Source organism: Pseudomonas sp. FG47 (genome assembly GCF_057809115.1).
Map to the genome: position 1 here is coordinate 240,285 of NZ_JBMDJI010000001.1, position 25,329 is coordinate 265,613.

26 protein-coding genes are annotated in these 25,329 nt (G+C 64.9%); 12 read left to right on the forward strand and 14 right to left on the reverse strand.

The genetic code is table 11. The annotated features are described in order from the left end of the window. Positions 1-2: 2 nt before the first annotated feature. The 3 genes from mgtA to ACODS5_RS01165 all read right to left on the reverse strand — a co-directional run bounded on the left by mgtA (position 3) and on the right by ACODS5_RS01165 (position 4,233). Entirely contained in the window at positions 3-2,714 is a 2,712-nt protein-coding gene (gene mgtA, locus ACODS5_RS01155; RefSeq protein ID WP_489107710.1) for a magnesium-translocating P-type ATPase, read from the reverse strand. 802 nt (positions 2,715-3,516) lie between these two features. Next, positions 3,517-3,945 (reverse strand): TOBE domain-containing protein, encoded by a 429-nt coding sequence (locus ACODS5_RS01160; RefSeq protein ID WP_110697037.1) that lies wholly within the window; start codon positions 3,943-3,945, stop codon positions 3,517-3,519. Positions 3,946-3,969: 24 nt separating this feature from the next. Continuing rightward, complete coding sequence (locus ACODS5_RS01165) at positions 3,970-4,233, reverse strand: accessory factor UbiK family protein (protein WP_489107711.1); 264 nt, start codon at positions 4,231-4,233, stop codon at positions 3,970-3,972. A 404-nt stretch (positions 4,234-4,637) separates the two neighbouring features. On the opposite strand from ACODS5_RS01165, the gene glnK reads away from it, so the two are divergent. The 3 genes from glnK (at position 4,638) to sutA (ending at position 7,118) form a co-directional block, all read left to right on the forward strand. Then, positions 4,638-4,976: a P-II family nitrogen regulator gene (gene glnK / locus ACODS5_RS01170; RefSeq protein ID WP_002555808.1), complete on the forward strand. Its 339-nt coding sequence runs from the start codon at positions 4,638-4,640 to the stop codon at positions 4,974-4,976. Between the two features lie 46 nt (positions 4,977-5,022). Further along, positions 5,023-6,354: an ammonium transporter gene (locus ACODS5_RS01175; protein ID WP_134688995.1), complete on the forward strand. Its 1,332-nt coding sequence runs from the start codon at positions 5,023-5,025 to the stop codon at positions 6,352-6,354. Positions 6,355-6,788: 434 nt separating this feature from the next. After that, complete coding sequence (gene sutA, locus ACODS5_RS01180; protein WP_134688994.1) at positions 6,789-7,118, forward strand: transcriptional regulator SutA; 330 nt, start codon at positions 6,789-6,791, stop codon at positions 7,116-7,118. A 75-nt stretch (positions 7,119-7,193) separates the two neighbouring features. Here sutA and ACODS5_RS01185 read toward each other — a convergent pair whose 3' ends face one another. The 6 genes from ACODS5_RS01185 to lptM are packed head-to-tail and all read right to left on the reverse strand — an operon-like array spanning position 7,194 to position 11,801. Continuing rightward, positions 7,194-7,889 (reverse strand): HAD family hydrolase, encoded by a 696-nt coding sequence (locus ACODS5_RS01185; RefSeq protein WP_489107712.1) that lies wholly within the window; start codon positions 7,887-7,889, stop codon positions 7,194-7,196. After that, positions 7,886-8,785, reverse strand: a complete 900-nt coding sequence (gene xerC / locus ACODS5_RS01190; RefSeq protein WP_489107713.1) for a tyrosine recombinase XerC — start codon at positions 8,783-8,785, stop codon at positions 7,886-7,888. Before xerC ends, ACODS5_RS01185 begins: the two co-directional genes overlap by 4 nt. After that, positions 8,785-9,483 carry a DUF484 family protein gene (locus ACODS5_RS01195; RefSeq protein ID WP_134688991.1) on the reverse strand — a complete coding sequence of 233 codons (699 nt, stop codon included), beginning with the start codon at positions 9,481-9,483 and terminating at the stop codon, positions 8,785-8,787. Before ACODS5_RS01195 ends, xerC begins: the two co-directional genes overlap by 1 nt. Before the next feature lie 13 nt (positions 9,484-9,496). Beyond that, positions 9,497-10,327 (reverse strand): diaminopimelate epimerase, encoded by an 831-nt coding sequence (gene dapF, locus ACODS5_RS01200; protein WP_489107714.1) that lies wholly within the window; start codon positions 10,325-10,327, stop codon positions 9,497-9,499. Positions 10,328-10,331: 4 nt separating this feature from the next. Beyond that, entirely contained in the window at positions 10,332-11,579 is a 1,248-nt protein-coding gene (lysA, locus tag ACODS5_RS01205; protein ID WP_489107715.1) for a diaminopimelate decarboxylase, read from the reverse strand. 9 nt (positions 11,580-11,588) lie between these two features. Next, positions 11,589-11,801 (reverse strand): LPS translocon maturation chaperone LptM, encoded by a 213-nt coding sequence (gene lptM, locus ACODS5_RS01210; protein WP_489107716.1) that lies wholly within the window; start codon positions 11,799-11,801, stop codon positions 11,589-11,591. Positions 11,802-12,008: 207 nt separating this feature from the next. On the opposite strand from lptM, the gene cyaY reads away from it, so the two are divergent. From cyaY to rnk, 3 genes are all read left to right on the forward strand, one after another. After that, positions 12,009-12,341: an iron donor protein CyaY gene (cyaY, locus tag ACODS5_RS01215; RefSeq protein ID WP_134688987.1), complete on the forward strand. Its 333-nt coding sequence runs from the start codon at positions 12,009-12,011 to the stop codon at positions 12,339-12,341. A gap of 1 nt (position 12,342) precedes the next feature. Beyond that, positions 12,343-12,561, forward strand: coding sequence for a DUF1289 domain-containing protein (locus tag ACODS5_RS01220; RefSeq protein WP_134688986.1), 219 nt, complete (start codon positions 12,343-12,345; stop codon positions 12,559-12,561). A 157-nt stretch (positions 12,562-12,718) separates the two neighbouring features. After that, the gene (rnk, locus tag ACODS5_RS01225; protein WP_134688985.1) at positions 12,719-13,129 is read left to right on the forward strand and encodes a nucleoside diphosphate kinase regulator; all 411 of its coding nucleotides are present in this window, start codon (positions 12,719-12,721) and stop codon (positions 13,127-13,129) included. On the opposite strand, the gene ACODS5_RS01230 is transcribed toward rnk, so the two are convergent. The 4 genes from ACODS5_RS01230 to ACODS5_RS01245 form a co-directional block, all read right to left on the reverse strand. After that, a complete protein-coding gene (locus ACODS5_RS01230; protein WP_489107717.1) occupies positions 13,096-13,986 on the reverse strand; it encodes a PI-PLC domain-containing protein in 891 nt (296 codons plus the stop codon). The genes rnk and ACODS5_RS01230 overlap by 34 nt on opposite strands. 90 nt (positions 13,987-14,076) lie before the next feature. Next, a complete protein-coding gene (locus ACODS5_RS01235; RefSeq protein WP_489107718.1) occupies positions 14,077-16,935 on the reverse strand; it encodes a class I adenylate cyclase in 2,859 nt (952 codons plus the stop codon). 167 nt (positions 16,936-17,102) lie between these two features. Continuing rightward, positions 17,103-17,354, reverse strand: a complete 252-nt coding sequence (locus ACODS5_RS01240) for a TIGR02647 family protein (protein WP_028688612.1) — start codon at positions 17,352-17,354, stop codon at positions 17,103-17,105. Positions 17,355-17,405: 51 nt separating this feature from the next. Then, a complete protein-coding gene (locus ACODS5_RS01245; protein ID WP_134688982.1) occupies positions 17,406-17,708 on the reverse strand; it encodes a hypothetical protein in 303 nt (100 codons plus the stop codon). Positions 17,709-17,855: 147 nt separating this feature from the next. On the opposite strand from ACODS5_RS01245, the gene ACODS5_RS01250 reads away from it, so the two are divergent. Continuing rightward, entirely contained in the window at positions 17,856-18,518 is a 663-nt protein-coding gene (locus tag ACODS5_RS01250; protein WP_489107719.1) for a glutathione S-transferase, read from the forward strand. 99 nt (positions 18,519-18,617) lie between these two features. On the opposite strand, the gene argH is transcribed toward ACODS5_RS01250, so the two are convergent. Continuing rightward, positions 18,618-20,012, reverse strand: coding sequence for an argininosuccinate lyase (argH, locus tag ACODS5_RS01255; RefSeq protein ID WP_134688980.1), 1,395 nt, complete (start codon positions 20,010-20,012; stop codon positions 18,618-18,620). A gap of 298 nt (positions 20,013-20,310) precedes the next feature. Between argH and ACODS5_RS01260 the strand changes: the two genes are divergently transcribed. The 5 genes from ACODS5_RS01260 (at position 20,311) to ACODS5_RS01280 (ending at position 25,284) form a co-directional block, all read left to right on the forward strand. After that, positions 20,311-21,060: a LytR/AlgR family response regulator transcription factor gene (locus ACODS5_RS01260; protein ID WP_134688979.1), complete on the forward strand. Its 750-nt coding sequence runs from the start codon at positions 20,311-20,313 to the stop codon at positions 21,058-21,060. Between the two features lie 137 nt (positions 21,061-21,197). After that, positions 21,198-22,139, forward strand: coding sequence for a hydroxymethylbilane synthase (gene hemC / locus ACODS5_RS01265; RefSeq protein ID WP_489107720.1), 942 nt, complete (start codon positions 21,198-21,200; stop codon positions 22,137-22,139). Beyond that, a complete protein-coding gene (locus tag ACODS5_RS01270) occupies positions 22,136-22,903 on the forward strand; it encodes a uroporphyrinogen-III synthase (protein ID WP_489107721.1) in 768 nt (255 codons plus the stop codon). The genes hemC and ACODS5_RS01270 overlap by 4 nt, the downstream gene beginning before the upstream one ends. Positions 22,904-22,948: 45 nt before the next feature. Continuing rightward, entirely contained in the window at positions 22,949-24,049 is a 1,101-nt protein-coding gene (locus ACODS5_RS01275; RefSeq protein ID WP_489107722.1) for a uroporphyrinogen-III C-methyltransferase, read from the forward strand. Then, complete coding sequence (locus tag ACODS5_RS01280) at positions 24,046-25,284, forward strand: heme biosynthesis HemY N-terminal domain-containing protein (protein WP_489107723.1); 1,239 nt, start codon at positions 24,046-24,048, stop codon at positions 25,282-25,284. Before ACODS5_RS01275 ends, ACODS5_RS01280 begins: the two co-directional genes overlap by 4 nt. Positions 25,285-25,329: the final 45 nt, after the last annotated feature.

A 25,329-nucleotide genomic window follows, 5' to 3' on the forward strand; every position in this document is an offset into this window, starting at 1 on the left:
CCTCAGAACCACTGGCCGAAGCGGCGGATGTACAGGGTCTTCATGCCCTGGGCCACCAGGCAGTAGCCGAGCAGGGTAGCGGCCAGCCATGGGAAGTATTCCCACGGCAGCGGCACCAGCCCGACCATCGCCCCCAGGGGCGAGAACGGGATATAGATGCCCAGGCACATCACCAGGCCGGTGGCCAGGATCACCGGCAGCGCCGCGGTGCTCTGGATGAACGGCACCTTGCGGGTGCGCAGCATGTGCACCACCAGGGTCTGCGACAGCAAGCCCTCGATGAACCAGCCGGACTGGAACAACGCCTGCATTTCCACGCTGTTGGCGGCGAACACGTACCACATCAGGGCAAAGGTGGTGATGTCGAAAATCGACGAGGTCGGGCCGATCCACAGCATGAAGCGACCGATGTTGCGGGCATCCCACTTGCGTGGCTCGCGCAGGAATTCCTTGTCCATGCGATCCCACGGTAGCGACAGCTGAGAGAAGTCGTACATCAGGTTCTGCAGCAGCAGGTGGATCGCCAGCATCGGCATGAACGGGATGAACGCGCTGGCCACCAGCACCGAGAACACGTTGCCGAAGTTGGAGCTGGCGGTCATGCACAGGTACTTCATGATGTTGCCGAAGGTTTCGCGGCCCTTGAGCACCCCTTCCTCCAGCACCATCAGGCTCTTTTCCAGGAGGATGATGTCGGCCGATTCCTTGGCGATATCGGTGCCGCTGTCCACCGAGATGCCCACGTCGGCATCGCGCAGCGCCGGGGCGTCATTGATGCCGTCACCGAGGAAGCCCACGGTGTGGCCATTGGCTTGCAGCGCCTTGAGCACCCGCGATTTCTGCAGCGGTGTGAGCTTGGCGAACACCGTGCGCTCTTCGACCAGGGCCTTGAGCTGGGTGTCGTCCAGGCGTTCGATGTCCTGGCCGAGCAGCGGCTGGCCGGGCTCCAGGCCCACTTCGCGGCAGACCTTGCAGGTGACCACCGGGTTGTCGCCGGTCAGCACCTTCACCTTCACGCCCATCTCGCGCAGGGCGGCGATGGCCGGGCCGGCGGTTTCCTTGGGCGGGTCGAGGAAGGTCAGGAAGCCACGAATCACCAGCTCGCGCTCGTCATCGGTGTGGTACTGGGGCTTGCCGTCAACGGCCGGAATATCACGGGTGCCGACCAACAGCACGCGGAAACCCTCCTGGTTGTAGCTGCTGGCGGTGGCCAGCAGTTGCTGGCGTCGCCCGGCATCCAGAGCGATCCGCTGGCCGCCTTCTTCCACATGGGTGGCGATGGCCAGCATTTCCTCGACGGCGCCCTTGCTCACCAGCAGGTGGTCGCCCAGGGCATCCTTGACGATCACCGACAGGCGCCGGCGGATGAAGTCGAAGGGCAGTTCGTCGACCTTGGCGTAGGCATAGGGGGGCTGGAAGCCCTGGTCTTCGCCGGCAAAGCGCAGCACGGCCTGGTCCATCAGGTTTTTCACGCCGCTCTGGTGGTGGCTGTTGAGCCAGGCCAGCTCCAGCAGGCGCGGGTCCTTGTGGCCGCTGGGGTCGACGTGGTGTTCGAGGATGATGCGGTCCTGGGTCAGGGTGCCGGTCTTGTCGGTGCACAGGACATCCATCGACCCGAAGTTCTGGATGGCGTTCAGGCGCTTGACCACCACCTTGCGCCGGGCCATGGCCACGGCGCCTTTGGCCAGGTTGGCGCTGACGATCATCGGCAGCATCTCCGGGGTCAGGCCCACGGCAACGGCCAGGGCAAACAGGAAGGCGTCGCTCCAGTCGCCCTTGACCACGCCGTTGAGCATGAACACCACCGGTACCATTACCAGCATGAAACGGATCAACAGGCGGCTGACGCTGTTCACCCCACGGTCGAAGGCAGTCTGGCTACGCGAGCCGACGATGGCCTTGGCCAGCGAGCCGAAGTAGGTGCGCTTGCCGGTGGCCACCACCACGGCGCGGGCGCGGCCGCTAACCACGTTGGTGCCCATGAAGCCGATGTTGGGCAGGTCGAGCAGGCCGCTTTCATCGCTGGCGCTGCCCCCGGCGGACTTCTGCGCGACGTGGCCGAGGGTGTCGTACTTCTCCACCGGCAGCGCCTCGCCGGTCAGTACCGCCTGGCTGATGAACAGGTCGCGGGACTCGATCAGGCGGATATCGGCGGGGATCATGTCGCCGGCCGCCAGTTGCACGATATCGCCAGCCACCAGCTCGTTCATCGGCACTTCGCGCAGGCGCGCCGGCTGGTCGTGGCGCTCGCGGCGCAGCACGGTGGCGGTGGTGCGGACCATGGCCTTGAGGGCGTCGGCGGCCTTGCCCGAACGGTACTCCTGCCAGAAGCGCAGCAGGCTGCTGAGGCTGACCATGGTCATGATGATGATGACCTTGGTCAGGTCCGCGTCTTCCAGGTCGCCTGCGCGTACCGGTAGCCAGTAATCGGTGACGAAGCTGATGCCGGCGAGGGTGAGCAGCACGTAGATGAAGGGGTTGTGCAAGGCCTTGAGCAGTTGCACCAGGGCCGGTTGCGGCTTGTCATGGGCGACTTGGTTGGCGCCGTCGCGCTGCAGGCGCTTGGCGGCTTCGTGCTCGGTCAGGCCCAGTTCGCTGGCGTCGAGGTTGGCCAGGGTCACGGCCAGGCCGTTGCGTGCCTCGCGGGCGGCGCGCATGGACAGGCGGGTGTCTGCGCCGGCTTTGCTGCGGGTGTTGCGGTCTTTTACGGTCATTTGGCTGTGCTCCTGCCGCAGGAGGCGGCACGACACACAGTCGACTCACGGTGGGGAAGGTGAGTGAAGGTGTCCCGTGTCGCAATGATTCAAACAATGAAAAACGTGGTTTTTCCGACGTTTACGTGTTCGCTGGCGAATGCCGGAAATAAGATCGGCAGCGAACTTTCTACTGGCTGATTCCATGGTCGGTTAATCCAATTTGCTAAATGGCGGGCAATAGAACTCCAGCGAACTTTAATTAATAAAAGTTCGGAAGTTTCTGACGATTTAAATGGCGTCAGTTCAGTGAACGGACAGCATCGCGCGCGTCACTGCAGGCAGCAACGGGCGCGCTATCGACTGGGCGGTTTCAGGGGCGAGGACAAGCCCCAGCCGCGGACAGGACGGTACGGGGCCTTGTGCGCAAAGGCGCGCAGGCGAGGGGTAGCGATATCGAGGTTCATGAGCTTGCCTCCGACCGGGCGGGCACCCGGGGCGGCAAGCTACGGCGGAGCATCAGGCTCTGGCGCGGCTTGCCCGACCTAGGGGCGGGCCCGGAGTTCCGGTTCAAGTGCCTGGCGGCCAACGGCTGCCAGACAGCGACTAGATATTGTGTCCATTGAATTCTTCGTGAGTTGAAATAAAGGCCCGCTTTTTGGGGCGGGTGAACTTTATGCAAAGCATGGCGGGGAAGTCAACCGGGAAGACGTAACTTAAACAAGTTTCATCTGCTGGGAGGGGAATTAATCCAGTGTGCCGCGCGATTAGCATCGCGGGGCAATCCCGCTTCTACCTTGGCAAGGTAGAAGCGGGCATTCGATCAGGGCTTGGCACCCAGGATGATGTGCGAGGCCTTGATCAGCGCGGTGGCCTTCACGCCTGGCTTCAGGCCAAGCTCCTGCACTGCTTCGCGGGTGACGATGGCATACACCTCGGTGCCGCCGGACAGCTTCAGCACCACCTCGGCATTCACCGCGCCGTCGCCGACCCGCAGCACTTCACCTTCGAGGCTGTTGCGCGCCGACAGCCTGTAGCCAGCGGCATCGGTCATCAGCACCACCCACGGTGCCTTGACCAGTGCCACGGCCTGCTTGCCGACGTTGATACTGAGGTTGTGCAGGCTGGCCATGGTGACCACTGCCACCAGTTTCTCGCCGCCGCCCAGGGTCAGCTCGACCTCGGCATTCACCGCGCCAGGCTGGACGGCGCTGACGGTACCTTCGAAGACATTGCGGGCACTGACTTTCATGGCGAACACTCCGTGTATCGGGGGTTATTCTGCGGCGGGCGGTGTCATCCGGGCTTCCAGCTCGGCGACCTGCTTCTCCAGCGCCTCGAGGCGCGCGCGGGTGCGGGCCAGCACCACCATCTGGCTGTCAAACTCTTCGCGGCTGACCAGGTCGAGCTTGCTGAAGGCGCCCTGCATCAGCACCTTGAACTGGCTCTCGAGCTCGGCGCGGGGCTGTGCGGTGTCGCCGCTGAACAGGCGCGAAGCCTGGTCGCTCAGGGCATCGAGAAAGGCTTTGGGGGCGAGCATGTGTGGCTATCCGCTGATCTGTGAAAGGCCTGCAGTGTAGCACGCCCCTTGGGCCCGCCTGCTCTGCACGCTTTTCGCGCAGAGCGGCTGAAGGTCGCGCACCGAAGTTGTGCAGCTTTTCCCTGCTGGCAACTGGCCAATCCCGACTGTTTCGCGCAAGTCGCTGTTTTTGGACGCTTTGCTTGAGCTGGCAAGGTTTCTGCAAAGACCTTGGCGAGCCATGCACTGATGCGAGCCGTCGTGACCAGGCAGTGCCAGGCCCGCCGTCAGGCCCCTTTTCAGCCGCGTGATGCGTTTCAGCCGGGGGAGGGTGCCGACGACGCGTTACAAAGCCAGGCGCTGCGCTTAGACTTGAGACGGGTTTGTTTTCCTGGGGCAAGTCCACCAAATCGGGAGAGAGTTTCATGAAGCTAGTCACTGCCATCATCAAGCCGTTCAAGCTGGACGACGTGCGCGAGTCGCTGTCGGAAATCGGCGTGCAGGGCATCACCGTGACCGAAGTCAAAGGCTTCGGTCGGCAGAAGGGTCACACCGAGCTGTACCGCGGCGCCGAATACGTGGTCGATTTCCTGCCCAAGGTGAAGATCGATGTGGCCATCGACGACAAGGACCTGGACCGCGTGATCGAAGCCATCACCAAGGCGGCCAATACCGGCAAGATCGGTGACGGCAAGATCTTCGTGGTCAATCTGGAGCAGGCGATCCGCATCCGTACCGGCGAAACCGATACCGACGCGATCTAAACAGCAGCACCGCCTCACCAAACCCAACGCCCCAGGAGAAAACAACATGACTCTGCGCAAGATCGCAGGGCTAGGAGCCCTATTGTCCCTCGTAATGCCAGGGCTGGCCCTGGCCGAGGAAGCTGCCCCGGCGCTGAACTCCGGCGACACCGCCTGGATGCTCACCGCCACGGCGCTGGTGCTGTTCATGACCATCCCTGGCCTGGCCCTGTTCTACGGCGGCATGGTGCGTTCGAAGAACGTGCTGTCGGTGATGATGCAGTGCTTCGCCATCACCGGCCTGATGAGCATTCTGTGGGTCGTCTACGGCTACAGCCTGGCGTTCGACACCACGGGCATGGAAAAGGGCGTGCTCAACCTCAATTCCTTCATTGGCGGCTTCTCCAAGGCCTTCCTCAGCGGCGTCACGCCGGCCAACCTGACCTCGGCCACCGCCTTGTTCCCGGAAGCGGTGTTCATCACCTTCCAGATGACGTTCGCGATCATCACTCCGGCGCTGATCGTCGGCGCCTTTGCCGAACGCATGAAGTTTTCGGCGATGCTGATCTTCATGGCGGTGTGGTTCACCCTGGTCTATGCGCCGATCGCGCACATGGTCTGGAGCGGTGACGGCGCGCTGATGTGGGACTGGGGCGTGCTGGACTTCGCCGGCGGCACCGTGGTGCACATCAACGCTGGTATCGCCGGCCTGGTCTGCTGCCTGGTGCTGGGCAAGCGCAAGGGCTACCCGACCACGCCGATGGCCCCGCACAACCTGGGCTACACCCTGATGGGCGCGGCCATGCTGTGGATCGGCTGGTTCGGTTTCAATGCCGGCTCCGCCGCCGCCGCCAACGGCACCGCCGGCATGGCCATGCTGGTGACCCAGATCGCCACCGCCGCCGCCGCGCTGGGCTGGATGTTCGCCGAGTGGATTGGCCACGGCAAACCCAGCGCCCTGGGCATCGCCTCCGGCGTGGTCGCGGGCCTGGTCGCCATTACCCCGGCCGCCGGCACTGTCGGCCCGATGGGCGCGCTGGTGATCGGCCTGGCCTCGGGGGTGATCTGCTACTTCTGCGCCACCAGCCTCAAGCGCAAGCTCGGTTATGACGACTCCCTCGACGCCTTCGGCGTGCACGGTATCGGCGGGATCGTCGGCGCGTTGCTTACCGGTGTGTTCGCGGCGCCTGCCCTGGGCGGCTTCGGCGCGGTGACCGACATCGGCGCGCAGTTCTGGATCCAGGCCAAGGGGGTGATCTTCACCGTGGTCTATACCGCCATCGTCACCTACGTGATCCTCAAGGTACTCGACCTGGTGATGGGCCTGCGAGTCAGCGATGAAGAAGAGTCGGTCGGCCTCGACCTGGCTCAGCACAACGAGCGCGGCTACAACCTGTAATCGCCCTGTAGGAAAACTTGCCCGGTTCGCCGGGCATTTTTTTGCCCGTAGTTTGTCGCTTGGCGCCGGGCAAACGGTTTCGCTGTCCTGTTCGCGACCTGGGCGGAAAACTTACAAGTCATTGGGCGTTTCTGGTGCTTTGCTTTTTCCGCGAGCGCGCTAGAATGCGCGCCGAAGAGTGAAGGACGAGTCGTCCACACACACTTCGCCACCCTTTGCTAGGCTTGCCAATAGCCTGTGGCCAGCAAGGGTCAAACACGATTTCGTCAGGCCTTGCCAGGAGCAGGGCCTGCAGGGTGCCGGGCCCTCCACCAGGGGGCGGACACCCAGGGCAGTGGCCAACCCACGGCCAGTTGAATTTTCACTGGTGGCTGCCGGTCTACGGCTGCGCCGGTCTATAACTAACCTGCTTTTCGCAAGTCATGAGGTAGAACATGAGCGACGACGATCTGGAAAATGATGACCTCGAAGTAGGCGACGAAGACGAGGGTGATGAAGGCCTCGAAGCCGCGGCTGACGACGGCGCGGAAGACTCCGGCGACGACGACAGCAGCCCGGCGCCGGCGGCCAAGGGCAAGTCCAAGGCGGCGGTCTCGGTAGACGAGATGCCGAGCATGGAAGCCAAGCAGAAAGAGCGCGATGCGCTGGCCAAGGCGATGGAAGAGTTTCTGTCGCGCGGTGGCAAGGTGCAGGAAGTGGAGGCCAACGTGGTCGCCGATCCGCCCAAGAAGCCGGACAACAAGTACGGCAGCCGCCCTATCTGAGTGGCTGAACGCAAAAAAGCCCGCCGTCGCTGCGGGCTTTTTTGTGCCTTTGGGTTTTGTGCCGCGTCCTCAATGTCAGCGCCAGCGCGACAGCACGTCGGGCAACTGCGACAGCCGCTGGATCTCGGCATCCGGCGCCTGCTCGCCGGCCCAGGGCCTGTGCTGCGGGTTGAACCACACCGCCCGCAGCCCGGCGCGTTGGGCTCCGGCGATGTCGTCGCCGGGGTGATCGCCGATGTGCACCGCCGCCCCGGCGTCCACCTCGCCACGCTTCAGTGCTTCAAGGAAGGGGGCCGGATCAGGCTTGCCTATCCCCAGGTCCTCCGCGCACAGGGCGAAGCGGAAGTAGTCTGCCAGACCCAGTCGGCGCACGTCGGCATTGCCGTTGGTGACCACGCCGAGGGTGTAGTGGTGGCGCAGGATCTCCAGCACCGGCAGCACCTCGGGGAATACCTCCACCTGGTGGCGGGCGTGCAGGAACACCTCGAAACCTTCGTTGGCCAGTTCCTGGGCGTGTTTCTCGCTGTAGCCGACCTCTTCCAGGGCGTGGAACAGCACCCGCCGGCGCAGGGCGCTGATACGGTGCTTGAGGCCCGGCTCGGCCTGTACCAGGCGCTCGCGGATGGCGAACAGGTGCTCCACCGGCACGCCGCCGAGGATCGGCGCGTTAGCTTCGAGCCAGTCGCGCAGGACGACTTCGGCGCTGGCGATGACCGGCGCGGTGTCCCACAAGGTGTCGTCGAGGTCGAAGGTGATCAGCTTGATGCTCATGAGTCCGTGCCCTTGCTGCGTTTGGCCCGAGGATGGGCGCTATCGTACACCGCGGCCAGGTGCTGGAAGTCCAGGTGGGTGTAGATCTGCGTGGTGCTGATGTCGGCGTGACCGAGCATCTCTTGCACCGCGCGCAGGTCCTGGGACGACTCCAGCAAATGGCTGGCGAAGGAGTGGCGAAGCATGTGCGGGTGCAGGTGCTGGCCCAGCTCGCGCTCACCGGCGGTCTTGACCCGCATCTGGATGGCTCGGGGGCTCAGGCGCTTGCCCTGGCGAGTGATGAATACTGCATCGTCCAGCGGGCCGCCGATGCCGCGCAGGCGCAGCCAGGCCTGCAGCGCCTCGCGGGCCTTGCGCCCGACCGGCAGCACGCGGCTCTTGCCGCCCTTGCCGAGCACCTGCACCAGGCCGGCGGCCAGGTCCAATTGGGCTAGGTCGAGGCCGGTCAGCTCCGACAGGCGCAGGCCGGAGGAGTAGAACAGCTCGAGAATGGCTTGGTCGCGGCGGGCGATGAACTCATCGTCGACGCCGCCGTCGAGCAGTTGCAGGGCGCGGTCGGTGTCCAGCGCCTTGGGCAGGCGGCGCTCGCCCTTGGGCGGCGTCAGGCCGTTGGCTGGGTCGTGCTGGCACAGGCCTTCGCGGTTGAGGTAGCGGTACAGCCCGCGCACCGCCGAGAGCAGACGCGCCAGGCTGCGCGACGATTGGCCATGGTGATGCTGGCGCGCCACTAGCTGGCGCAGCTGCTGGACTTGCAGCCCGGCCCAGCCGGCGATGCCTTGGGTGTTGCAGAATTCGATGACTTTCTCGAGGTCGCGGCGGTACGCCAGCAGGGTGTGCGCGGACACCTGGCGCTCGTTGCGCAGGTGTGCGCAATAAGCTTCCAGCTGGCGTTCCATCAGCGCACCGAGCGCAGCGTCAGGGTGAAGCGCGGCACCACGCGGCCGAGCACTTCGGCGATGTAGCTGAGGAACAGGGTACCGACGCTGCTCTTGTAGTGCTGCGGGTCGCGGCTGCCGATCGCCAGCACGCCGTGCAGGCCCTGGTACTCCAGGGTGGCCACGGCGCTGGAACCGACTTCCTTGTACTGCGCGTCACCGAACAGGAACGCCAGTTCGTGTTCGCGCAGGCTGCCGCTGGTGGTCTTGCCACCGGCGATCAGGCCACCGATCGCCTGCTGTGCCTCGGCCCCGGAGACCCAGCGCCCTACGGGGGCTGCGTTTTCACCGAACAGGATCAGGCTGACGAAGGGCACCTGGAACTCCTGGCGCAGGCTGTCCTCGACCGCCATTACCACCTCTTCCAGGCTGTTGGCGTCGAGCAGGTCGAGGATCAGCCGACGGGTCTTGTCGAACAGCCGGTCGTTGTCGCGAGCCACATCCATCAGTTGCGACAGGCGATGGCGCATCTCGATGTTGCGGTCGCGCAGTAGCTTGAGCTGGCGCTCCACCAGCGACACGCTGTCGCCACGCTGGTGGGGAATGCGCTGTTCGACCAGCAGTTCGTCGTGCTCGGCGAAGAAAGTCGGGTGGGCGCGCAGGTAGGCGACCACGGTTTCGACGTCGAGCTCGGGTGCAACGTTAGGCTGATCGGTCATGGCGGATACTCGCTTAAAGACGAACTTGTCCTTCGAATACGCGAACGGCTGGGCCGGTCATCAAGACGGGCTTGCCGGGGCCGGCCCATTCGATGTTCAGACGGCCGCCGGGCAGGTCGATGGTCACTGGCGAATCCATCCAGCCTTGGCTGATGGCCGCAACGGCAGCGGCGCAAGCACCGGTGCCGCAGGCCAAGGTTTCACCGGCGCCACGCTCCCACACCCGCAGGTTGGCGCGGTGGCGGTCGACTACCTGGATGAAGCCGGCGTTGACCCGCTGCGGGAAGCGCGGATGGTGCTCGATCTTCGGCCCCAGCTCGTGCACCGGCGCGCTGCGCACGTCGTCGACGCGCAGCACCGAGTGCGGGTTGCCCATGGACACTGCGGCGATCTGGTGCACCTGGCCATCGACCTGCAACGCATAGCTTGGCGCCTGCTGGTCGGCGACGAACGGGATCTCGGCCGGGGCGAAGCGTGGAGGGCCCATGTCGACGCAGACCTGGCCATCGTTGCGCACGTCCAGCTCGATGATGCCGCCCTTGGTTTCGACGCGGATGCGCTTCTTCGCGGTCAGGCGCTTGTCCAGCACGAAACGGGCGAAGCAGCGCGCGCCGTTGCCGCATTGTTCGACCTCGGAGCCGTCGGCGTTGAAGATCCGGTAGCGGAAGTCCACTTCCGGGTTGTTCGGCGCCTCGACGATCAGCAACTGGTCGAAGCCGATGCCGGTGTTGCGGTCACCCCATTGCTTGGCGTGCTTGGGTTGGATATGCGCGTGCTGGCTGACCAGGTCGAGGACCATGAAGTCGTTGCCCAGCCCATGCATCTTGGTAAAGCGCAGCAACATGGGCTTACTCCGGCAGCAGGCTTTCGCCGGCGAACAGTTCGGCGACGGTCTCGCGGCGACGCACTTCGAAGGCCTGGTCACCATCGACCAGCACTTCGGCGCAGCGGCCACGGGTGTTGTAGTTGGAGCTCATGACGAAACCATAGGCGCCCGCCGAGCGCACGGCCAGCAGGTCGCCCTCGGCGAGGTCGAGCACGCGGTCCTTGGCGAGGAAGTCGCCGGTCTCGCAGATCGGCCCGACCAGGTCGTAGGCACGGCCCTTGCCGTCACGGGGCTTGACCGCGCTGACATCCATCCAGGCCTGGTACAGGGCCGGGCGGATCAGGTCGTTCATGGCCGCGTCGATGATGGCGAAGTCCTTGTGCTCGGTATGCTTGAGGTATTCCACGCGGGTCAGCAGCACGCCGCCGTTGGCGACGATGTAGCGGCCCGGCTCGAACACCAGGGCCAGGTCGCGGTCGCCGACGCGCTCGCGGATGGCCTGGATGTAGTCGGCCAGTAGCGGGGGCTGTTCGTCGCGGTAGCGCACGCCGACGCCGCCACCGAGGTCGAGGTGACGCAGGTGGATGCCGCATTCGCCCAGGCGGTCGACCAGCACCAGCAGGCGGTCCAGGGCATCGAGGAACGGTTCGACGCTGGTCAGTTGCGAGCCGATGTGGCAGTCGACACCGACCACCTCGAGGTTGGGCAACTGCGCGGCGCGCACGTAGAGCGTTTCGGCATCGGCGATGGCAATACCGAACTTGTTTTCCTTGAGACCGGTGGAGATGTACGGGTGGGTGCCGGCATCGACGTCCGGGTTGACCCGCAGCGATACCGGGGCCACCTTGCCCAGTTCGGCAGCTACCACTTGCAGGCGCTCGAGCTCGTCGGCGGATTCGACATTGAAGCAGTGCACGCCGACTTCCAGGGCGCGGCGCATGTCGGCGCGGGTCTTGCCGACCCCGGAGAACACCACGCGATCGGCGCGGCCACCGGCGGCCAGCACGCGCTCAAGCTCCCCGCCCGAGACGATGTCGAAGCCAGCGCCCAGGCGTGCCAACAGGTTCAGCACACCCAGGTTGGAGTTGGCCTTGACCGCGAAGCATACCAGGTGGTCGACCCCTTGCAGGGCCTCGGTGTAGCTACGGTACTGGGCCTCGATATGGGCGCGCGAATACACATAGGTGGGGGTGCCGAAGCGTTCGGCGAGCGCCGCCAGGGCCACCCCTTCGGCGAACAGTTCGCCGCCGCGGTAGTTGAATGCATCCATGGGATTTCCTTACTGAGCGGGCGACGGCTCAGCCTGCTCTTGCGGCTCCAGGTCCTGTTGCTGCTGCACAGGCTGGGCCCGCTGGTGCTGGTGCGACGACTTGCGTGGGCCTTTGCCGTCCTTGCCGTCTTCAGGCAGGTACAGGGGGCCTTTCTGACCGCAGGCGGAAACGAGGCAGGCAACCGCGACCAGCGCCGCGAGAGAGGAAATCAGGCGTTTCATGGGTGAAATCCTTGGAAATATGCAGTATTGCGCCCGAGTATACCGAGCGCCCACCTGATTGCCTATGCAAGGGGCGCCCCCGCTCGGCGGGCCTAGGCGACCGAAGGACATATGGCTTTTTCTTACAGCTATTAGCTTGTAGCTTGAAGCTTTCGCCCTTATCGTGCCCGGCTTGCGTGTGTGAAGCCATTTTTCGAGGTCCCTGCAATGAGTTTGAGCGAAGCGCGTTTCCACGATCTGGTCGACGCCACCCAACAGGCCCTGGAAGACCTGTTCGACGAGAGCGGCATGGACCTGGACATGGAGAACTCCGGCGGTGTGCTGACCGTCAAGTTCGACAATGGCAGCCAGCTGATCTTCAGCCGCCAGGAGCCACTGCGTCAGCTGTGGTTGGCCGACAAGTCCGGCGGTTTCCACTTCGACTACGACGAAGAGAACGGCAAGTGGACCTGCGAGAAGACCGAGGAGCTGCTGGGCGAGATGCTCGAACGCATCGTTTGGGAGCGGGCCGGCGAGAAGCTGGACTTCGACGAGATCTGAAATGAGCGTTCAGCCTCGGCCAGCGAAGCCGCTCTACAGTAATGTCAGCCCGGCGGTGCCATCACCTTGTATCAATGTGTGTCGGCTGGATGAGCACAAGGTGTGTACCGGCTGCCATCGGCATGTCGAGCATATCCGCGAGTGGCGCTCGGCCGATGACCAGCGACGCCGGCAGATCTGCCTGGAAGCGTTGGCCCTGAAAAGCCAGGCGCGGGCATAACCCCAACGAAGGTGCGGGCTTGAGTATTTGCCCGGCTGTGGTAGTGTCGAGTTCTGCGTCGCTGACGCCAAAAGCTTTTCGCAAACCCCGCCCTTGGGCGGGGTTTTGCTTTATCTGCCTGTAGAAAACTGTTTGTTCAAAGGAGTCTGACTGGATCATGAGCACCAAGCCTTCCCTCATCCTCACCCGATTGGACGTACAGCGTCTCGAACGCCTGCTCGATACCCTCGATGAAAGCACCCCGGGTGTGCTCGCCCTGCAAGACGAGCTGGACCGCGCCGAGAACGTGGTCGGTCACGACGAGGTGCCCGCCGGCGTGGTGACCATGAACTCCCGCGTGCACTGCCGCGAGATCGCCAGTGGCAAGGACTACCACTTGACCCTGGTGTACCCGAAGGATGCCGGGCCAGAAGGCAATGTCTCGATCCTCGCGCCGATCGGCTGCGCGCTGCTGGGCCTGTCGGTGGGTGACCAGATCGATTGGCCGGCCCCGGGCGGCAAGACCCTCAAGCTCGAACTGCTGGCAGTGGAATATCAGCCGGAAGCGGCCGGTGACTTCGATCTTTGAGCATCAACTGCGGATCTGCCCATGTGCCACGCTTTGTAACGGCTGGCGTGGATGCAGTTTTCGACGATGCGACTGCGCAGTGACCAGTCGGTGTTGATGATCCGGAACTGCTGGATATAGCTGTCCATGTCCCGGGACTCGAACCACTCGTCGATCTTGTCGCTGAAATCGTCGGGGGTGAAGATTAACTTGTTGTACTTGGCGCACTGGATCGAGCTCAGCGGCAGGCGGTACCGCGCGCCCATCGCGATTTCGTCCATGAATGCCTTCAGCTCGTGGGTGCTGGGGGTGTTCCTGCCTATCCAGCCATGGTCAACGCCCCCCCAGTAGCGATAGGGGGCGGGTCCGTTGTAGGCGATGACCAGGGTTCGGCCTGGGTATTGCTGCCAGAGTTGATCCAGTGTCAGGGTGTTCAGGTCGTAGTGGATCATGCGTGGCTCCAGGTGTTCGTCGAGCAGTTGCTGGAACCGCGCGTGCTCTTCGTCACTGAACCTGTCGAATTCGTGGAAATCTAGCACGATGATCTCCCTGGCGTTGGCAGGGTTCTCATAGAATTGCTCGAGGGCCATTACCACATCGCCCAGTACCGTACGTCCTGAGGACGTCAGGTGGTACAGCTGGTAGCGCGCTGGCTGGTCGGGTGTATACGAGTGGTGCGACTGTACTCGCAGGTCCAGCACGCGGATGCCAGCGCGGATCTGCTCGATGCACGGTACGTCCTGGGTGATCTCCTGGGGGATGGAAAAGTTTGGCGCCTGCTTGTCCATGCCGGAGTCGTGGCTGCCCGGCAGGATCAGTTGGTCAATGCGCAGGCATCCCAGCTCCGGGTGTGCGCCCATCCAGTTTTCTTTGTTCATGTTGCGCTCCTCATCAGGTTGGAGCGCAGAGGATGCTTCCTACAAATCAGGCCTGGGCAGCAGGAAGCTGTTCCTGAACGGGAAACTGTTTCAGGGTTCGAACGTTGCCTGCAATCGATCCAGGCCTTCGTTGAGCGCTTGTTCCAACTGGCTTTTGTAGCGCAGATAGAGGCTGGTCGAGCCTGGTTCCTCGCCTAGCAGTTCGGACATGTCCAGGTCGGTGATGTAGCAGCGGTAGCTGCCAGGGCCCTGGCGTTGCCGCAGGATCTGTCGGGCGACTACCGCATACAGGCGCTCGCCATGCTCCAGCTGGGAAAACTCTTGCTGGTCGCAATACAGGGTTACGTGGATGTCATCGCCCATCCCAGCCTGGAGGATCGCCTGAACCTCATAATAGGTCTGGTTGTGGCCATCCTGCGGCGCCAGGCGTGGCTCGATGCCGCGCGCCTTGCCAGCGCCAGACGGCAGCAATTGGGCGTAACGCAGTTCCAGCGCGGCCTGGGGCAGGCTGTCCAGCGGTAACTGTGCATCGCGGCGCATCAGCATCGATTGCAGGAAGCGCTGCAGCGGCAGCAGCAGGTGGCGTTCGTCCTGCAGCGGTAGGCGCTGCTGCCACAGGGCATTGTGCTCATCGAGGACATAGAGGTCGGCCCAGCCCTCGTACAGGCGGTAGAACACCTGGATGGCGTGGGGCTGGCCCTGGGCCAGGACCAGCGCCAAGTCGCCGTCCTGCAGGGCGTTGCCATCCAGGTGCAGCGGGCTGTAGCGGCTACGCTCCTCGCCCAGTGCGGCGAGCACTTGCGTGTGGTCGTCGAAGGTGGCGAGGGTCACCTGCCCTGGTGTCAGTTCCAAGACATGGGTGTGCTCGGCCACTTGCACCAGGTAGCGCTGATCGCTTTGCTGGTCGAGCAGCAATTGCGCGGTGTCGAAGAGCTCCTCGACCCGCTGGCTGATGGCCTGGGCGCGGTTGTGGCAGTAGCAGCGCACCCGCAACCGCGGGCGGTGGCTGCGCTGGCCTAGGCTATTGAGAAAGTCGCGCAGGCAGCGTAGCAGCGCGTGGTCGCCGTCGTAGCGCTGCACCAGCACCTCGTTCCAGCTGTTCAGGGTGATCTGGTCCAGGGTCAGCACCAGGTTCTCGCGTACGCCGGCATAGCTCAGCGAGTCGGTACGCTCGGTGGTCATCAGGATGTTCAGGTCGCGGTGGTGGCGCAGGGGGTCGAGCGCGACGTTGACCAGCAGCAGGATTTCGTCGGCCACGCTGGGTTGCAGCAGGCGCACCTCGCTGACCGGTTCCAGGGGTAGCGGCACGCCCTGCTGCAAGGCACCGAGCAGGTTGAACAGCTCGAACTCGCTGAGATCGCTGACCCCGGGGTGCAGGGCCAGGCGCGTGCTGCTGTCGATTACCCCGTTGCGGTGGGCCCAGGTGAGTAGCTCGAGCAGCTCGCGACAGCGCTTCAGAGGGCTGAAGTGCTCCCATTCGTGCACCCCCAGGTTGCCGTTGTACAGCCCCCAGTGGTGGCTGCCCGGCTCCTTGCGGTTGGCGGACTGGACCAGGGTCAGGGTGTCTTCGGCCAGGTCCGGGGCGATGCCCGGGTTGATCACTTCGATCTTGCCGGCCCGGCGCTCGAAGGCGGCGTACAGGCGCCGTCCGAGCACATTCAGGTCGCGCTGGTCGGCACGGCTGTTGGCATTTTGCAGACGAGCGAACTGGGTCAGGAAACGGTAGCTGTGGTTGAGCTCGGCCACCAGCTCGCGGCGCTCCAGCGCCACCTGGCGCACCTTCCACTGGCTGCGGCTGTCCAGCAGGCTCAGCTGGCGTTCATCCCAGCCCCACTCCGTGGCCAGGCGTGCCAGCAGTTGGCGCTGCCAGCCATTGCTGCGGCTGCGGTCGCTGAGCTTTTTGTTCACCTTCAGGTACAGGCTGCGCCGCACCAGCTCCAGGCGTACGTTTTCGCCGCGCTGTTGCAGGTAGCGCTCGATCCGCCGGTAGACCATGACATAGGGGTCCAGCTCATCGAGGTCCAGCTGGTTGGCGAACACCGCCTGCTTGTAATCCAGGCTCAGGCAGCGCACGTCGGGGTGTTCGCTGGCATAGGCCTCGGTCAGCAATAGCTTGAGCAGCGATTTGTAGGGCGAATCGATGCCCTTGTACAACTGCCACAGCCCGGCACCGACGAACTCGCCGGGCGGGATATGTGCCAGGTGGCCGAGGTCGAGGCCGTCCTGGGCGCGGATGAAGCGCTTGGATAGCAAGGTCTGGGTGTAGTCGCGGTAGTTGTGCTCCTGGTAGACCGGCACCAGCCACCACAGCGGAGTGCGCCCGGCCAGCCAGATGGCGGTGCGGTAGAACTCATCGAGCAGTAGGTAGTGCTGGGTAGTGCCGCAGTCGTCCGAGCTGAGCTGGCTGTCGCGCTCGCCCTGGACGAAGCTTTGCGGCTCGATCAGGAAGCAGTGCGCCTCGGCGCCCAGGCTGGCGGCCCAGGCCTCGAGCAGCTGGCATTTGCGGCGCAACTCGGCCAGGGCCTGCTCGCCCAGGTCGGGGGCGTGACATACCCACAGGTCCATGTCGCTTTGTTCGGCCTGGGCCAGGGTGCCCAGGCTGCCCATCAGGAACAGGCCATGGATCGGCTGTGGTGGGTTGCCATGGCGGGCCTTGTAGGTGAACGAGCGGGTCAGGCGCAGGGCTTCGGCGAGCAGCTCGTCGTCGGGCTCGAAACCGGAGACACCGGCGGGGGTGGTGCCGGAAACATAGCCTGGTAGCAGCGGATGATTGACGTGGAAGAACAGCGGCAGCAGCGTGAGGACCTGCTGCTGGCGTGTGGATAACCCTTCCATCGCCCGTGCCATACGGCCCTGGTTGATCCTCAGGAAGCGCGCACGCAGCTTGGCCAGCTCCTTGCGGTCGATGCCTTGTTCCAGGTCGGGGCGGATTTCGTGGCGGTGGTTCATTGCGCGCTCAGGCAGGCCAGGGGAAGCACTGGCGAGTTTAGCCTGAGTGGCGCGGTCGGATAAGGGGTTGCTGGCTTTTTGACGTCATATTTACAACGCCTGTGCAAGCCATCGACGGTAAGCCCGCTCCTGCAGGTCTGCCGAGCTGCAGGAGCGGGAGCAGGGGTTCAGGCCGGCTGGGCGGATTTCGATTTGAGGATGGTCAGCAAAAGCCGGACGCTTTCAGCGGCATCGTTACCGAGGCTGGTGAGGTAACCGCCATCGGGTTGGTCGGTGAGCCCTTTGTCATGCAGGCGCTTGGCGGCGGCGACCAGGGCGGGGGAGGCGTCGCTGCTAACCTTGATGCCTTCCTGGTGGTTGTCCAGGTTGAACTGGGAAAGGACTTCCAGTTCGGCGATCAGTTCGGGGGTAAAAGGCATGGGCAACTCCTGACTTCGAGACAAGGATGGAAGTCAGGAGTGTAGTCAGGCTTATTCGATGTCGCCTTGATCCGCCTCAGGTGGTAGTTCCGGCAGGGCGCGCAGGGCGGTTTCGTACCACTCGGTATCGAACGGGCGATCTTCGTCGAGCATGGCATCGATCTCGATGGCCAGCACGTGGGCCATGAGGTTGAGGATGTCTTCACGCTCGTAGCCGACTAGGGTCAGCTTGTTGAAGGTGGCCTTGGCGGCTGGCGGCTCGCCGCTTTCGATCTGGTTCTCGATGGCCTGGGTCAGCGTGGCCTCGGCGAAGTCTTCTTCATCATTGCCGTCGATGTCTTGGGGTTCGCTCATGGCGGTGCTCCTGTGGTGAGGCGCACAGTGTGCCATGCCTGCCTTGGCAATGCCCGGCATTCACGGCGTGCATGGCGCTGGCCAGGGGCCGGCCAACGGGGCTATAACAGCCGGGCCAACCCCATACGGCCCTGGAGGCTGCTTCACATGCTCAAGCTTCATGGATTCGCTGTCAGCAATTACTACAACATGGTCAAGCTGGCGCTGTTGGAAAAAGGCCTGCCCTTCGAGGAGGTGCCGTTCTTCGGCGGCCAGACGCCCCAGGCCCTGGCGGTCAGCCCCCGTGGCAAGGTGCCGGTGCTGCAGACCGAGCACGGTTTCATCAGCGAGACCGGGGTCATCCTCGACTACATCGAGCAGACCCAGCCAGGCAAGGCGCTGCTGCCGGCCGACGCCTTCGGCCAGGCCAAGGTGCGCGAGCTGCTGCGGGAGATCGAGCTGTACATCGAACTGCCGGCGCGTACCTGCTATGCCGAGGCGTTCTTTGGCGCGGCGGTGGAGCCGCTGATCAAGGAGCGTGCGCGCGCGGACCTGCTGGCGGGCTTTGCCACCCTCAAGCGCAATGGCGAGTTCGCGCCTTATGTGGCGGGTGAGCAGTTGACCATCGCCGACCTGATGTTCTGCTTCTCGGTCGATCTGGCCTGCGCGGTGGGCAAGAATGTGCTGAACATCGACTTCCTGGCGGACTTCCCGCAAGCGCAGGCGCTGTTGCAGTTGCTGGGCGAGAACCCGCACATGGCGCGGGTCGTGGCGGACAAGGACGCGGCGATGCCGGCGTTCCTGGAGATGATCAAGAGCGGCAAGCGCTGAGAAAGCAAGGGGCCGCTGTGCGGCCCATCGCTACAAAGTACCCGATCCCTGTAGGAGCCGGCTTGCCGGCGATGGGCTGCACAGCAGCCCCTATAGGGTTTAGCGCGAAGCCAGCAGCGTTTTGCCGCGAGCCACCGCCGCGCGCACCTGCGCCGGCGCAGTACCACCGATGTGGTTACGGGCGTTGACCGAACCTTCCAGCGTCAGCACGGCGAACACGTCCTGCTCGATCTGGTCGCTGAACTGGCGCAGTTCGTCCAGGCTCATCTCGGCCAGGTCCTTGCCACTGTCCACGCCGTATTTCACGGCATGGCCGACGATCTCGTGGCAATCACGGAACGGCAGGCCGCGGCGCACCAGGTAGTCGGCCAGGTCCGTGGCGGTGGAGAAACCGCGCAGGGCCGCTTCGCGCATGATGGCGTGCTTGGGCTTGATCGCCGGGATCATGTCGGCGAAGGCGCGCAGCGAGTCGCGCAGGGTGTCGGCGGCATCGAACAGCGGCTCTTTATCTTCCTGGTTGTCCTTGTTGTAGGCCAGCGGCTGGCCTTTCATCAGGGTCAGCAGGCCGGTCAAGGCGCCGAACACGCGGCCGCTCTTGCCACGCACCAGCTCGGGCACGTCCGGGTTCTTCTTCTGCGGCATGATCGAGCTGCCGGTGCAGAAGCGGTCGGGCAGGTCGATGAACTGGAACTGCGCGCTGGTCCACAGCACCAGCTCTTCGGAGAACCGCGACAGGTGCATCATGGCAATGCTGGCGGCGGCGCAGAATTCGATGGCGAAGTCACGGTCCGAGACGCCGTCCAGCGAGTTGCCGGCCACGGCCTCGAAGCCCAGCAGCTTGCAGGTCAGCTCGCGGTCGATCGGGTAGGTGGTGCCGGCTAGCGCGGCGCTGCCCAGGGGCATGCGGTTGGCGCGCTTGCGGCAGTCGACCAGGCGCTCGTAGTCGCGGCTGAGCATTTCGAACCAGGCCAGCAGGTGGTGGCCGAAGGTAACCGGCTGGGCGGTCTGCAGGTGGGTGAAGCCGGGCATGATGGTCTCGGCTTCGCGCTCGGCCTGCTCCAGCAGGCCTTTTTGCAGGCGAGTGATCTCGGCCAGAATCAGGTCGATCTCGTCACGCAGCCACAGGCGGATGTCAGTGGCCACCTGGTCGTTGCGGCTGCGCCCGGTGTGCAGCTTCTTGCCAGTGATGCCGATGCGGTCGGTCAGGCGCGCCTCGATGTTCATGTGCACGTCTTCGAGGTCGACGCGCCAGTCGAAGGTGCCAGCCTCGATTTCGCCCTGGATGGTCTTCAGGCCGTCGATGATCGTGTCGCGTTCGGCGTCGCTGAGCACGCCGACCTGCGCCAGCATGGTGGCGTGGGCGATCGAACCCATGATGTCGTGGCGGTACAGGCGCTTGTCGAAATCGACCGAGGCGGTGAAGCGGGCGACGAAGGCGTCGACGGGCTCACTGAAGCGGCCGCCCCAGGACTGATTGGTCTTGTCGGTGCTCATGGATTCACTCGTTGAAGGGGTGAACGGAAAAAGTGCCGCGATCATAGCAGGGTTGCGCCCGCCACCGCAGGGGGCGCTGGTCGTGAGAAACGTCCCAGGGCCGGGGGTGCGGCATATTCAACGATTGAACGGCAGTGTTCCACGGACCGTCTACAGTTGGACAGAGGACTGGCGGTGAATCTGCCGGCCCAGTGAATCTTTGGCCTTCGCACCGGTCTGTAGCGTGACCGCATTTCGGTCATCCCACACTTGTCTACGCTATACCCGTGCGAGACTCACTCAGGAATCCAGCGCAATTATGAATGTCCTGATCGTTGATGATGAACCCCAGGCCCGCGAGCGCTTGAGCCGGCTGCTCGGCGAGCTGGAGGGCTATACCGTGATGGAACCCAGCGCCACCAACGGCGAGGAGGCCCTGGCCCTGATCGAAAGCCTCAAGCCCGACGTGGTGCTGCTGGATATCGGCATGCCCGGCCTGGACGGCCTGCAGGTCGCCGCGCGCCTGTGCGAGCGCGAAGCGCCGCCGGCGGTGGTGTTCTGCACCGGCGATGACGAATACGGCAGCCAGGCCTTCAAGGACAGCACCCTCAGCCATGTCGACAAACCCATCCAGCCCCAGGCCCTGCGCGACGCGCTGCGCCGCGCCGAGAAACCCAACCGGGCGCAACTGGCGGCCTTGACCCGTCCGGCCAGCGACGCCGGGGGCGGTCCGCGCAGCCATATCAGCGCCCGTACCCGCAAGGGCATCGAGCTGATCCCGCTGCCCCAGGTGATCTATTTCATTGCCGACCACAAGTACGTCACCCTGCGCCACGAGGCCGGCGAGGTGCTGCTCGACGAACCGCTCAAGGCGCTGGAAGACGAGTTCGGCGAGCGCTTTGTACGCATCCACCGCAACGCGCTGGTCGCCCGCGAGCGCATCGAGCGCCTGCAGCGCACGCCGTTGGGGCATTTCCAGCTTTACCTGAAGGGGCTCGACGGCGATGCCCTGACGGTAAGCCGGCGGCATGTGGCAGGCGTGCGCAAGATGATGCAGGCCCTGCACTGACTTACCTTCGACAGCCTGGGGGCGGGTTTGTCCGGCGGCTTAAGCCCGCTCCACGTGGCGCTTTGCTGATCTGAATCTGCGGGAACACCGGGAGGAGCTGTTATCATCGGCGGTATTTCTCTGGTTCGGTGCGCTCCATGTCCACTCGCGAAATCCGCATTGCCACCCGTAAAAGTGCCCTGGCCCTGTGGCAGGCCGAATATGTCAAAGCCCGCCTGGAGCAGGCCCACCCCGGCATCCAGGTGACCCTGGTGCCCATGGTCAGCCGCGGCGACAAGCTGCTCGACGCGCCGCTGGCGAAGATCGGCGGCAAGGGCCTGTTCGTCAAGGAACTGGAAACCGCGCTGCTGGACAACGAGGCCGACATCGCCGTGCACTCGATGAAGGACGTGCCCATGGACTTCCCCGAAGGCCTGGGCCTGTACTGCATCTGTGAACGTGAAGACCCACGCGATGCCTTTGTTTCCAACACCTTCGCCAGCCTCGAAGCCCTGCCTGCCGGCAGCACCGTCGGTACCTCCAGCCTGCGTCGCCAGGCCCAGTTGCTGGCACGCCGCCCGGACCTGAAAATCCAGTTCCTGCGCGGCAACGTCAACACCCGCCTGGCCAAGCTCGATGCCGGCGAGTACGACGCCATCATCCTCGCCGCCGCCGGCCTGATTCGCCTGGGCTTCGAAGAGCGCATCACCTCCACCATCAGTGTCGACGACAGCCTGCCGGCCGGTGGCCAGGGCGCCGTGGGCATCGAGTGCCGCAGCGCCGACCGCGAGATCCATGCGCTGCTGGCGCCGCTGCACCACGTCGACACCGCCGACCGGGTGATCGCCGAGCGTGCCCTGAACAAGCGCCTGAATGGCGGCTGCCAGGTGCCGATTGCCTGCTACGCAGTGCTCGAAGGCGATCAACTGTGGCTGCGTGGCCTGGTCGGGCAACCGTCCGGTGGCACGCTGTTGGTGGCTGACGCCCGGGCGCCACGTGCTGGCGCCGAAGCCCTGGGGGTGCAGGTCGCCGAGGCCCTGCTTGGCCAGGGCGCCGCGGCGATCCTCCAGGAAGTCTATGGCGAGGCCGGCCACCCGTGAGCCCCTGGCGCCTGCTGCTGACCCGCCCCGAAGAGGACTGCGCGGCACTGGCGCAGACCCTGGCAGAGGCGGGCATCGCCAGCGCGAGCTTGCCTTTGCTGACCATCGAGGCCCTCGAACAGGGCCCGGCGCAACGGCTGGGCCTGCAGGCCGTCAGTCAGGCGCGGGCGATCATCGTGGTGAGCAAGCCGGCAGCGCGCCTGTTGCTCGAGGCCCTGGACCGCGCGGGCATCGCAGCGCCGCGCACAGGGTGGTTCACGGTGGGCGAGGCTACGGCACGCGTGCTGCAACAACGTGGGCTTTTGGTGACTTTCCCTACAGCCGGTGACGACAGCGAGGCCTTGCTTTGCCTGCCTGCCCTGCGCGAGGCTGCCAGCTTTCCTACAGCCCGTGTCGTGATTGTCCGTGGCGAGGGAGGTCGCGAACTGCTGGCCGAGCGTCTTGCCAAGCTAGGTGCTAGTGTCGATTATCTGGAACTGTATCGGCGCAACCTGCCGCATTATCCGCCTGGCACCCTGGTGCAGCGCATCGTTGGGGAACGCCTCAACGGCCTGGTGGTCAGCAGTGGGCAGGGGCTTGAACACCTGCGCCAGTTAGCGGGGGTGGATTGGCCAAGGCTGTCGCGCCTGCCGTTGTTCGTGCCCAGCCCGCGTGTGGCCGATCAGGCCCGCGCCCTGGGCGCTCGAGAAATTGTGGATTGCCGTGGCGCCAGTGCCGCGGCCTTGCTGGCAGCTGTGCAGCGAACCGCTGCGCCTGCCCCTTAAGGCGCTAAGCTTCACAGCGATGCGCACCCTGCAAAGGATGGATACGTGAGCGAAACTGTCTTGTCCAACACCGAACAGCCCAAGGCGTCCGAAGCGCCGAACACCACTACCGCCACGCCCGCCCGACGCTCCGGCAGCGGCTTGGCGCTGCTTGCGCTGCTGCTGGGCGCCGCCGGGGTCGCGGTTGGCGGCTGGGGCGCCTGGCAGGTGCGGCAGCTGCAAGGCAGCGAGCAAGGCCAGGGCGAGCACCTGCAAGCCTTGAATCAACGCGCTGACGCCTTGCAGCAGCGTGAGCAGCAGCTAACTGCGCAACTGGCCAGCCTGCCGCCGGCCAGCGAGCTGGAAGACCGTCGGCGCCTGGTGGCGCAACTGCAGGGCGACCAGCAGCGCCTGAGCCAGCGCCTGGAGACCGCGCTTGGCGAAAGCCGCAAGGAGTGGCGCTTGGCCGAGGCCGAGCATCTGCTGCGCCTGGCGACCCTGCGCCTGTCGGCGCTGCAGGACATCGCCAGCGCCAGGGCGCTGGTCGAAGGCGCCGATGAAATCCTCCGCGAGCAAAGCGACCCAGGCGCCTTCGCCGCCCGTGAGCAGCTGGCGCGCAGCCTGGCCACGCTCTCCAGCACCCAGCAGCCGGACCGCACCGGGCTGTTCCTCAAGCTGGCCGCCCAGCGCGAGCAGGTCCAGAAGCTCAGTGCCCAGTCGCCGGAGTTCGACGGCAAGGCCGATGCCCTGGGCGCGCTGACGGCCGATGGCGACGGCGCCAGCCGCTGGTCGCAGTGGTGGGCCGAGATATCCAAGTACTTCCAGATCGAATTCAACGCCGACGACAATGTGCGCCCGTTGCTGTCCGGGCAGTCGCTCAACCAGCTGCGCCTGGCGCTGAGCCTGACCATCGAGCAGGCCCAGTGGGCGGCGCTCAACGGTGAGGCCAAGGTGTATGCCCAGGCCCTGGACGATGCGCGCAGCGTGCTGCTGGCCAACTTCAACGCGGACAACCCGCAGAGCAAGGCCATGCTCGACAGCCTCAACCAGTTGGCCGAACAACCGGTGTCGGTGGTCACGCCTGACTTGAGCGAAAGCCTGGCCGCGGTGCAGGCCTATATCCAGCGGCGGCACCAGCCGGTCAGCGCCGAGGGGGCCAAGCCATGAAACGTGTCTACCTGCTGGCGGTGCTGGCGATCGTGATCGCCGCGGCACTGGGCATCGCCATCGCCAAGCACAGCGGCTATGTGCTGATCGCCTATGGCGGTTTCCGTTACCAGTCGGGGCTATGGGCCGCGCTGGGCGCATTGGCCGGGTTGGTGGTGCTGCTGTTGGTGCTGCGCTACCTGGTCGGTCTGGTGCTGACCTCAAGCGGTGTGGTCAATCCATGGTCGCGGCGCAATCGCAGCCGGCGGACCCGCATCGCCGTCGAGCAAGGGCAGTTGGATCTGGCCGAGGGCCGCTGGGCAAGCGCTCAACGGCATCTGCAACGGGCCGCCGAGTCCGCCCGCCAGCCCCTGCTGTATTACCTTGGCGCCGCCCGCGCGGCCAACGAACAGGGCCGTGTCGATGACCGCAACAATCTGCTCGAGCGCGCCCTGGAGCGCCAGCCCCAGGCCGAGTTGGCCATTGCCTTGACCCACGCCCAGTTGCAAATGGACCGTGGCGAGAACGACGGTGCGCTCGAAGCCCTGCAGGCCATGCAGGAGCGTCACCCGCACAATGCCCAGGTGCTGCGCCTGTTGCAGCGCCTGCACCTGGAGCGCGGCGATTGGCCGGCGCTGATTCGCCTGCTGCCAGACCTGCGCAAGCACAAGGTGCTGCCGCCGGCCGAGCTGGCAGATCTGGAGCAGCGTGCCTGGGGCCAGAACCTGGGCCTGGCGGCCAGCCGTGGCGAGGACCTGCAGACTGCCCGCCAGGCACTGGAGCGGGCCTGGCAGCAACTGACGGCTGCCCAGCGCCAAGAGCCCCAGTTGGTGTCGGCGTATGCCGAGCAATTGCGTCAGAGCGGTGCCCAAGGCGAGGCCGAACAGGTGCTGCGGGCCGCGCTCAAGCGCGGCTACGAAAGCCATCTGGCGCGTTTGTATGGCCTGGTGCGCGGCGATGACCCGGCGCGCCAGTTGCAGGTTGCCGAGGGTTGGCTCAAAGAACACCCGCAAGACCCAAGCCTGTTGTTGACCCTGGGGCGCCTGAGTTTGCAGAACCGTCTGTGGGGCAAGGCACGCGACTACCTGGAGAGCAGCCTGCGCCTGGAGCGCAACCCGGAGGCCTGTGCGGAGCTGGCGCGGTTGTTGGCCGGGCTGGGCGAAACGGAGCGCAGCAACCAGCTGTTCCAGGAAGGCCTTGGGTTGTTGGACGAGCGCCTGCTGGCCTTGCCCTTGCCGGAAGGCGTGCGGGCCTGACCGCCCGCCGTTCGCACTTCTTGTAGGAGCCAGCCTTGCTGGCGA

Coding starts and splice junctions, on each gene's coding strand:
- mgtA (WP_489107710.1), bottom strand. CDS start 2,714: ATGACCGTAAAAGACCGCAACACCCGCAGCAAAGCCGGCGCAGACACC.
- ACODS5_RS01160 (WP_110697037.1), bottom strand. CDS start 3,945: ATGAAAGTCAGTGCCCGCAATGTCTTCGAAGGTACCGTCAGCGCCGTC.
- ACODS5_RS01165 (WP_489107711.1), bottom strand. CDS start 4,233: ATGCTCGCCCCCAAAGCCTTTCTCGATGCCCTGAGCGACCAGGCTTCG.
- glnK (WP_002555808.1), top strand. CDS start 4,638: ATGAAGCTAGTCACTGCCATCATCAAGCCGTTCAAGCTGGACGACGTG.
- ACODS5_RS01175 (WP_134688995.1), top strand. CDS start 5,023: ATGACTCTGCGCAAGATCGCAGGGCTAGGAGCCCTATTGTCCCTCGTA.
- sutA (WP_134688994.1), top strand. CDS start 6,789: ATGAGCGACGACGATCTGGAAAATGATGACCTCGAAGTAGGCGACGAA.
- ACODS5_RS01185 (WP_489107712.1), bottom strand. CDS start 7,889: ATGAGCATCAAGCTGATCACCTTCGACCTCGACGACACCTTGTGGGAC.
- xerC (WP_489107713.1), bottom strand. CDS start 8,785: ATGGAACGCCAGCTGGAAGCTTATTGCGCACACCTGCGCAACGAGCGC.
- ACODS5_RS01195 (WP_134688991.1), bottom strand. CDS start 9,483: ATGACCGATCAGCCTAACGTTGCACCCGAGCTCGACGTCGAAACCGTG.
- dapF (WP_489107714.1), bottom strand. CDS start 10,327: ATGTTGCTGCGCTTTACCAAGATGCATGGGCTGGGCAACGACTTCATG.
- lysA (WP_489107715.1), bottom strand. CDS start 11,579: ATGGATGCATTCAACTACCGCGGCGGCGAACTGTTCGCCGAAGGGGTG.
- lptM (WP_489107716.1), bottom strand. CDS start 11,801: ATGAAACGCCTGATTTCCTCTCTCGCGGCGCTGGTCGCGGTTGCCTGC.
- cyaY (WP_134688987.1), top strand. CDS start 12,009: ATGAGTTTGAGCGAAGCGCGTTTCCACGATCTGGTCGACGCCACCCAA.
- ACODS5_RS01220 (WP_134688986.1), top strand. CDS start 12,343: ATGAGCGTTCAGCCTCGGCCAGCGAAGCCGCTCTACAGTAATGTCAGC.
- rnk (WP_134688985.1), top strand. CDS start 12,719: ATGAGCACCAAGCCTTCCCTCATCCTCACCCGATTGGACGTACAGCGT.
- ACODS5_RS01230 (WP_489107717.1), bottom strand. CDS start 13,986: ATGAACAAAGAAAACTGGATGGGCGCACACCCGGAGCTGGGATGCCTG.
- ACODS5_RS01235 (WP_489107718.1), bottom strand. CDS start 16,935: ATGAACCACCGCCACGAAATCCGCCCCGACCTGGAACAAGGCATCGAC.
- ACODS5_RS01240 (WP_028688612.1), bottom strand. CDS start 17,354: ATGCCTTTTACCCCCGAACTGATCGCCGAACTGGAAGTCCTTTCCCAG.
- ACODS5_RS01245 (WP_134688982.1), bottom strand. CDS start 17,708: ATGAGCGAACCCCAAGACATCGACGGCAATGATGAAGAAGACTTCGCC.
- ACODS5_RS01250 (WP_489107719.1), top strand. CDS start 17,856: ATGCTCAAGCTTCATGGATTCGCTGTCAGCAATTACTACAACATGGTC.
- argH (WP_134688980.1), bottom strand. CDS start 20,012: ATGAGCACCGACAAGACCAATCAGTCCTGGGGCGGCCGCTTCAGTGAG.
- ACODS5_RS01260 (WP_134688979.1), top strand. CDS start 20,311: ATGAATGTCCTGATCGTTGATGATGAACCCCAGGCCCGCGAGCGCTTG.
- hemC (WP_489107720.1), top strand. CDS start 21,198: ATGTCCACTCGCGAAATCCGCATTGCCACCCGTAAAAGTGCCCTGGCC.
- ACODS5_RS01280 (WP_489107723.1), top strand. CDS start 24,046: ATGAAACGTGTCTACCTGCTGGCGGTGCTGGCGATCGTGATCGCCGCG.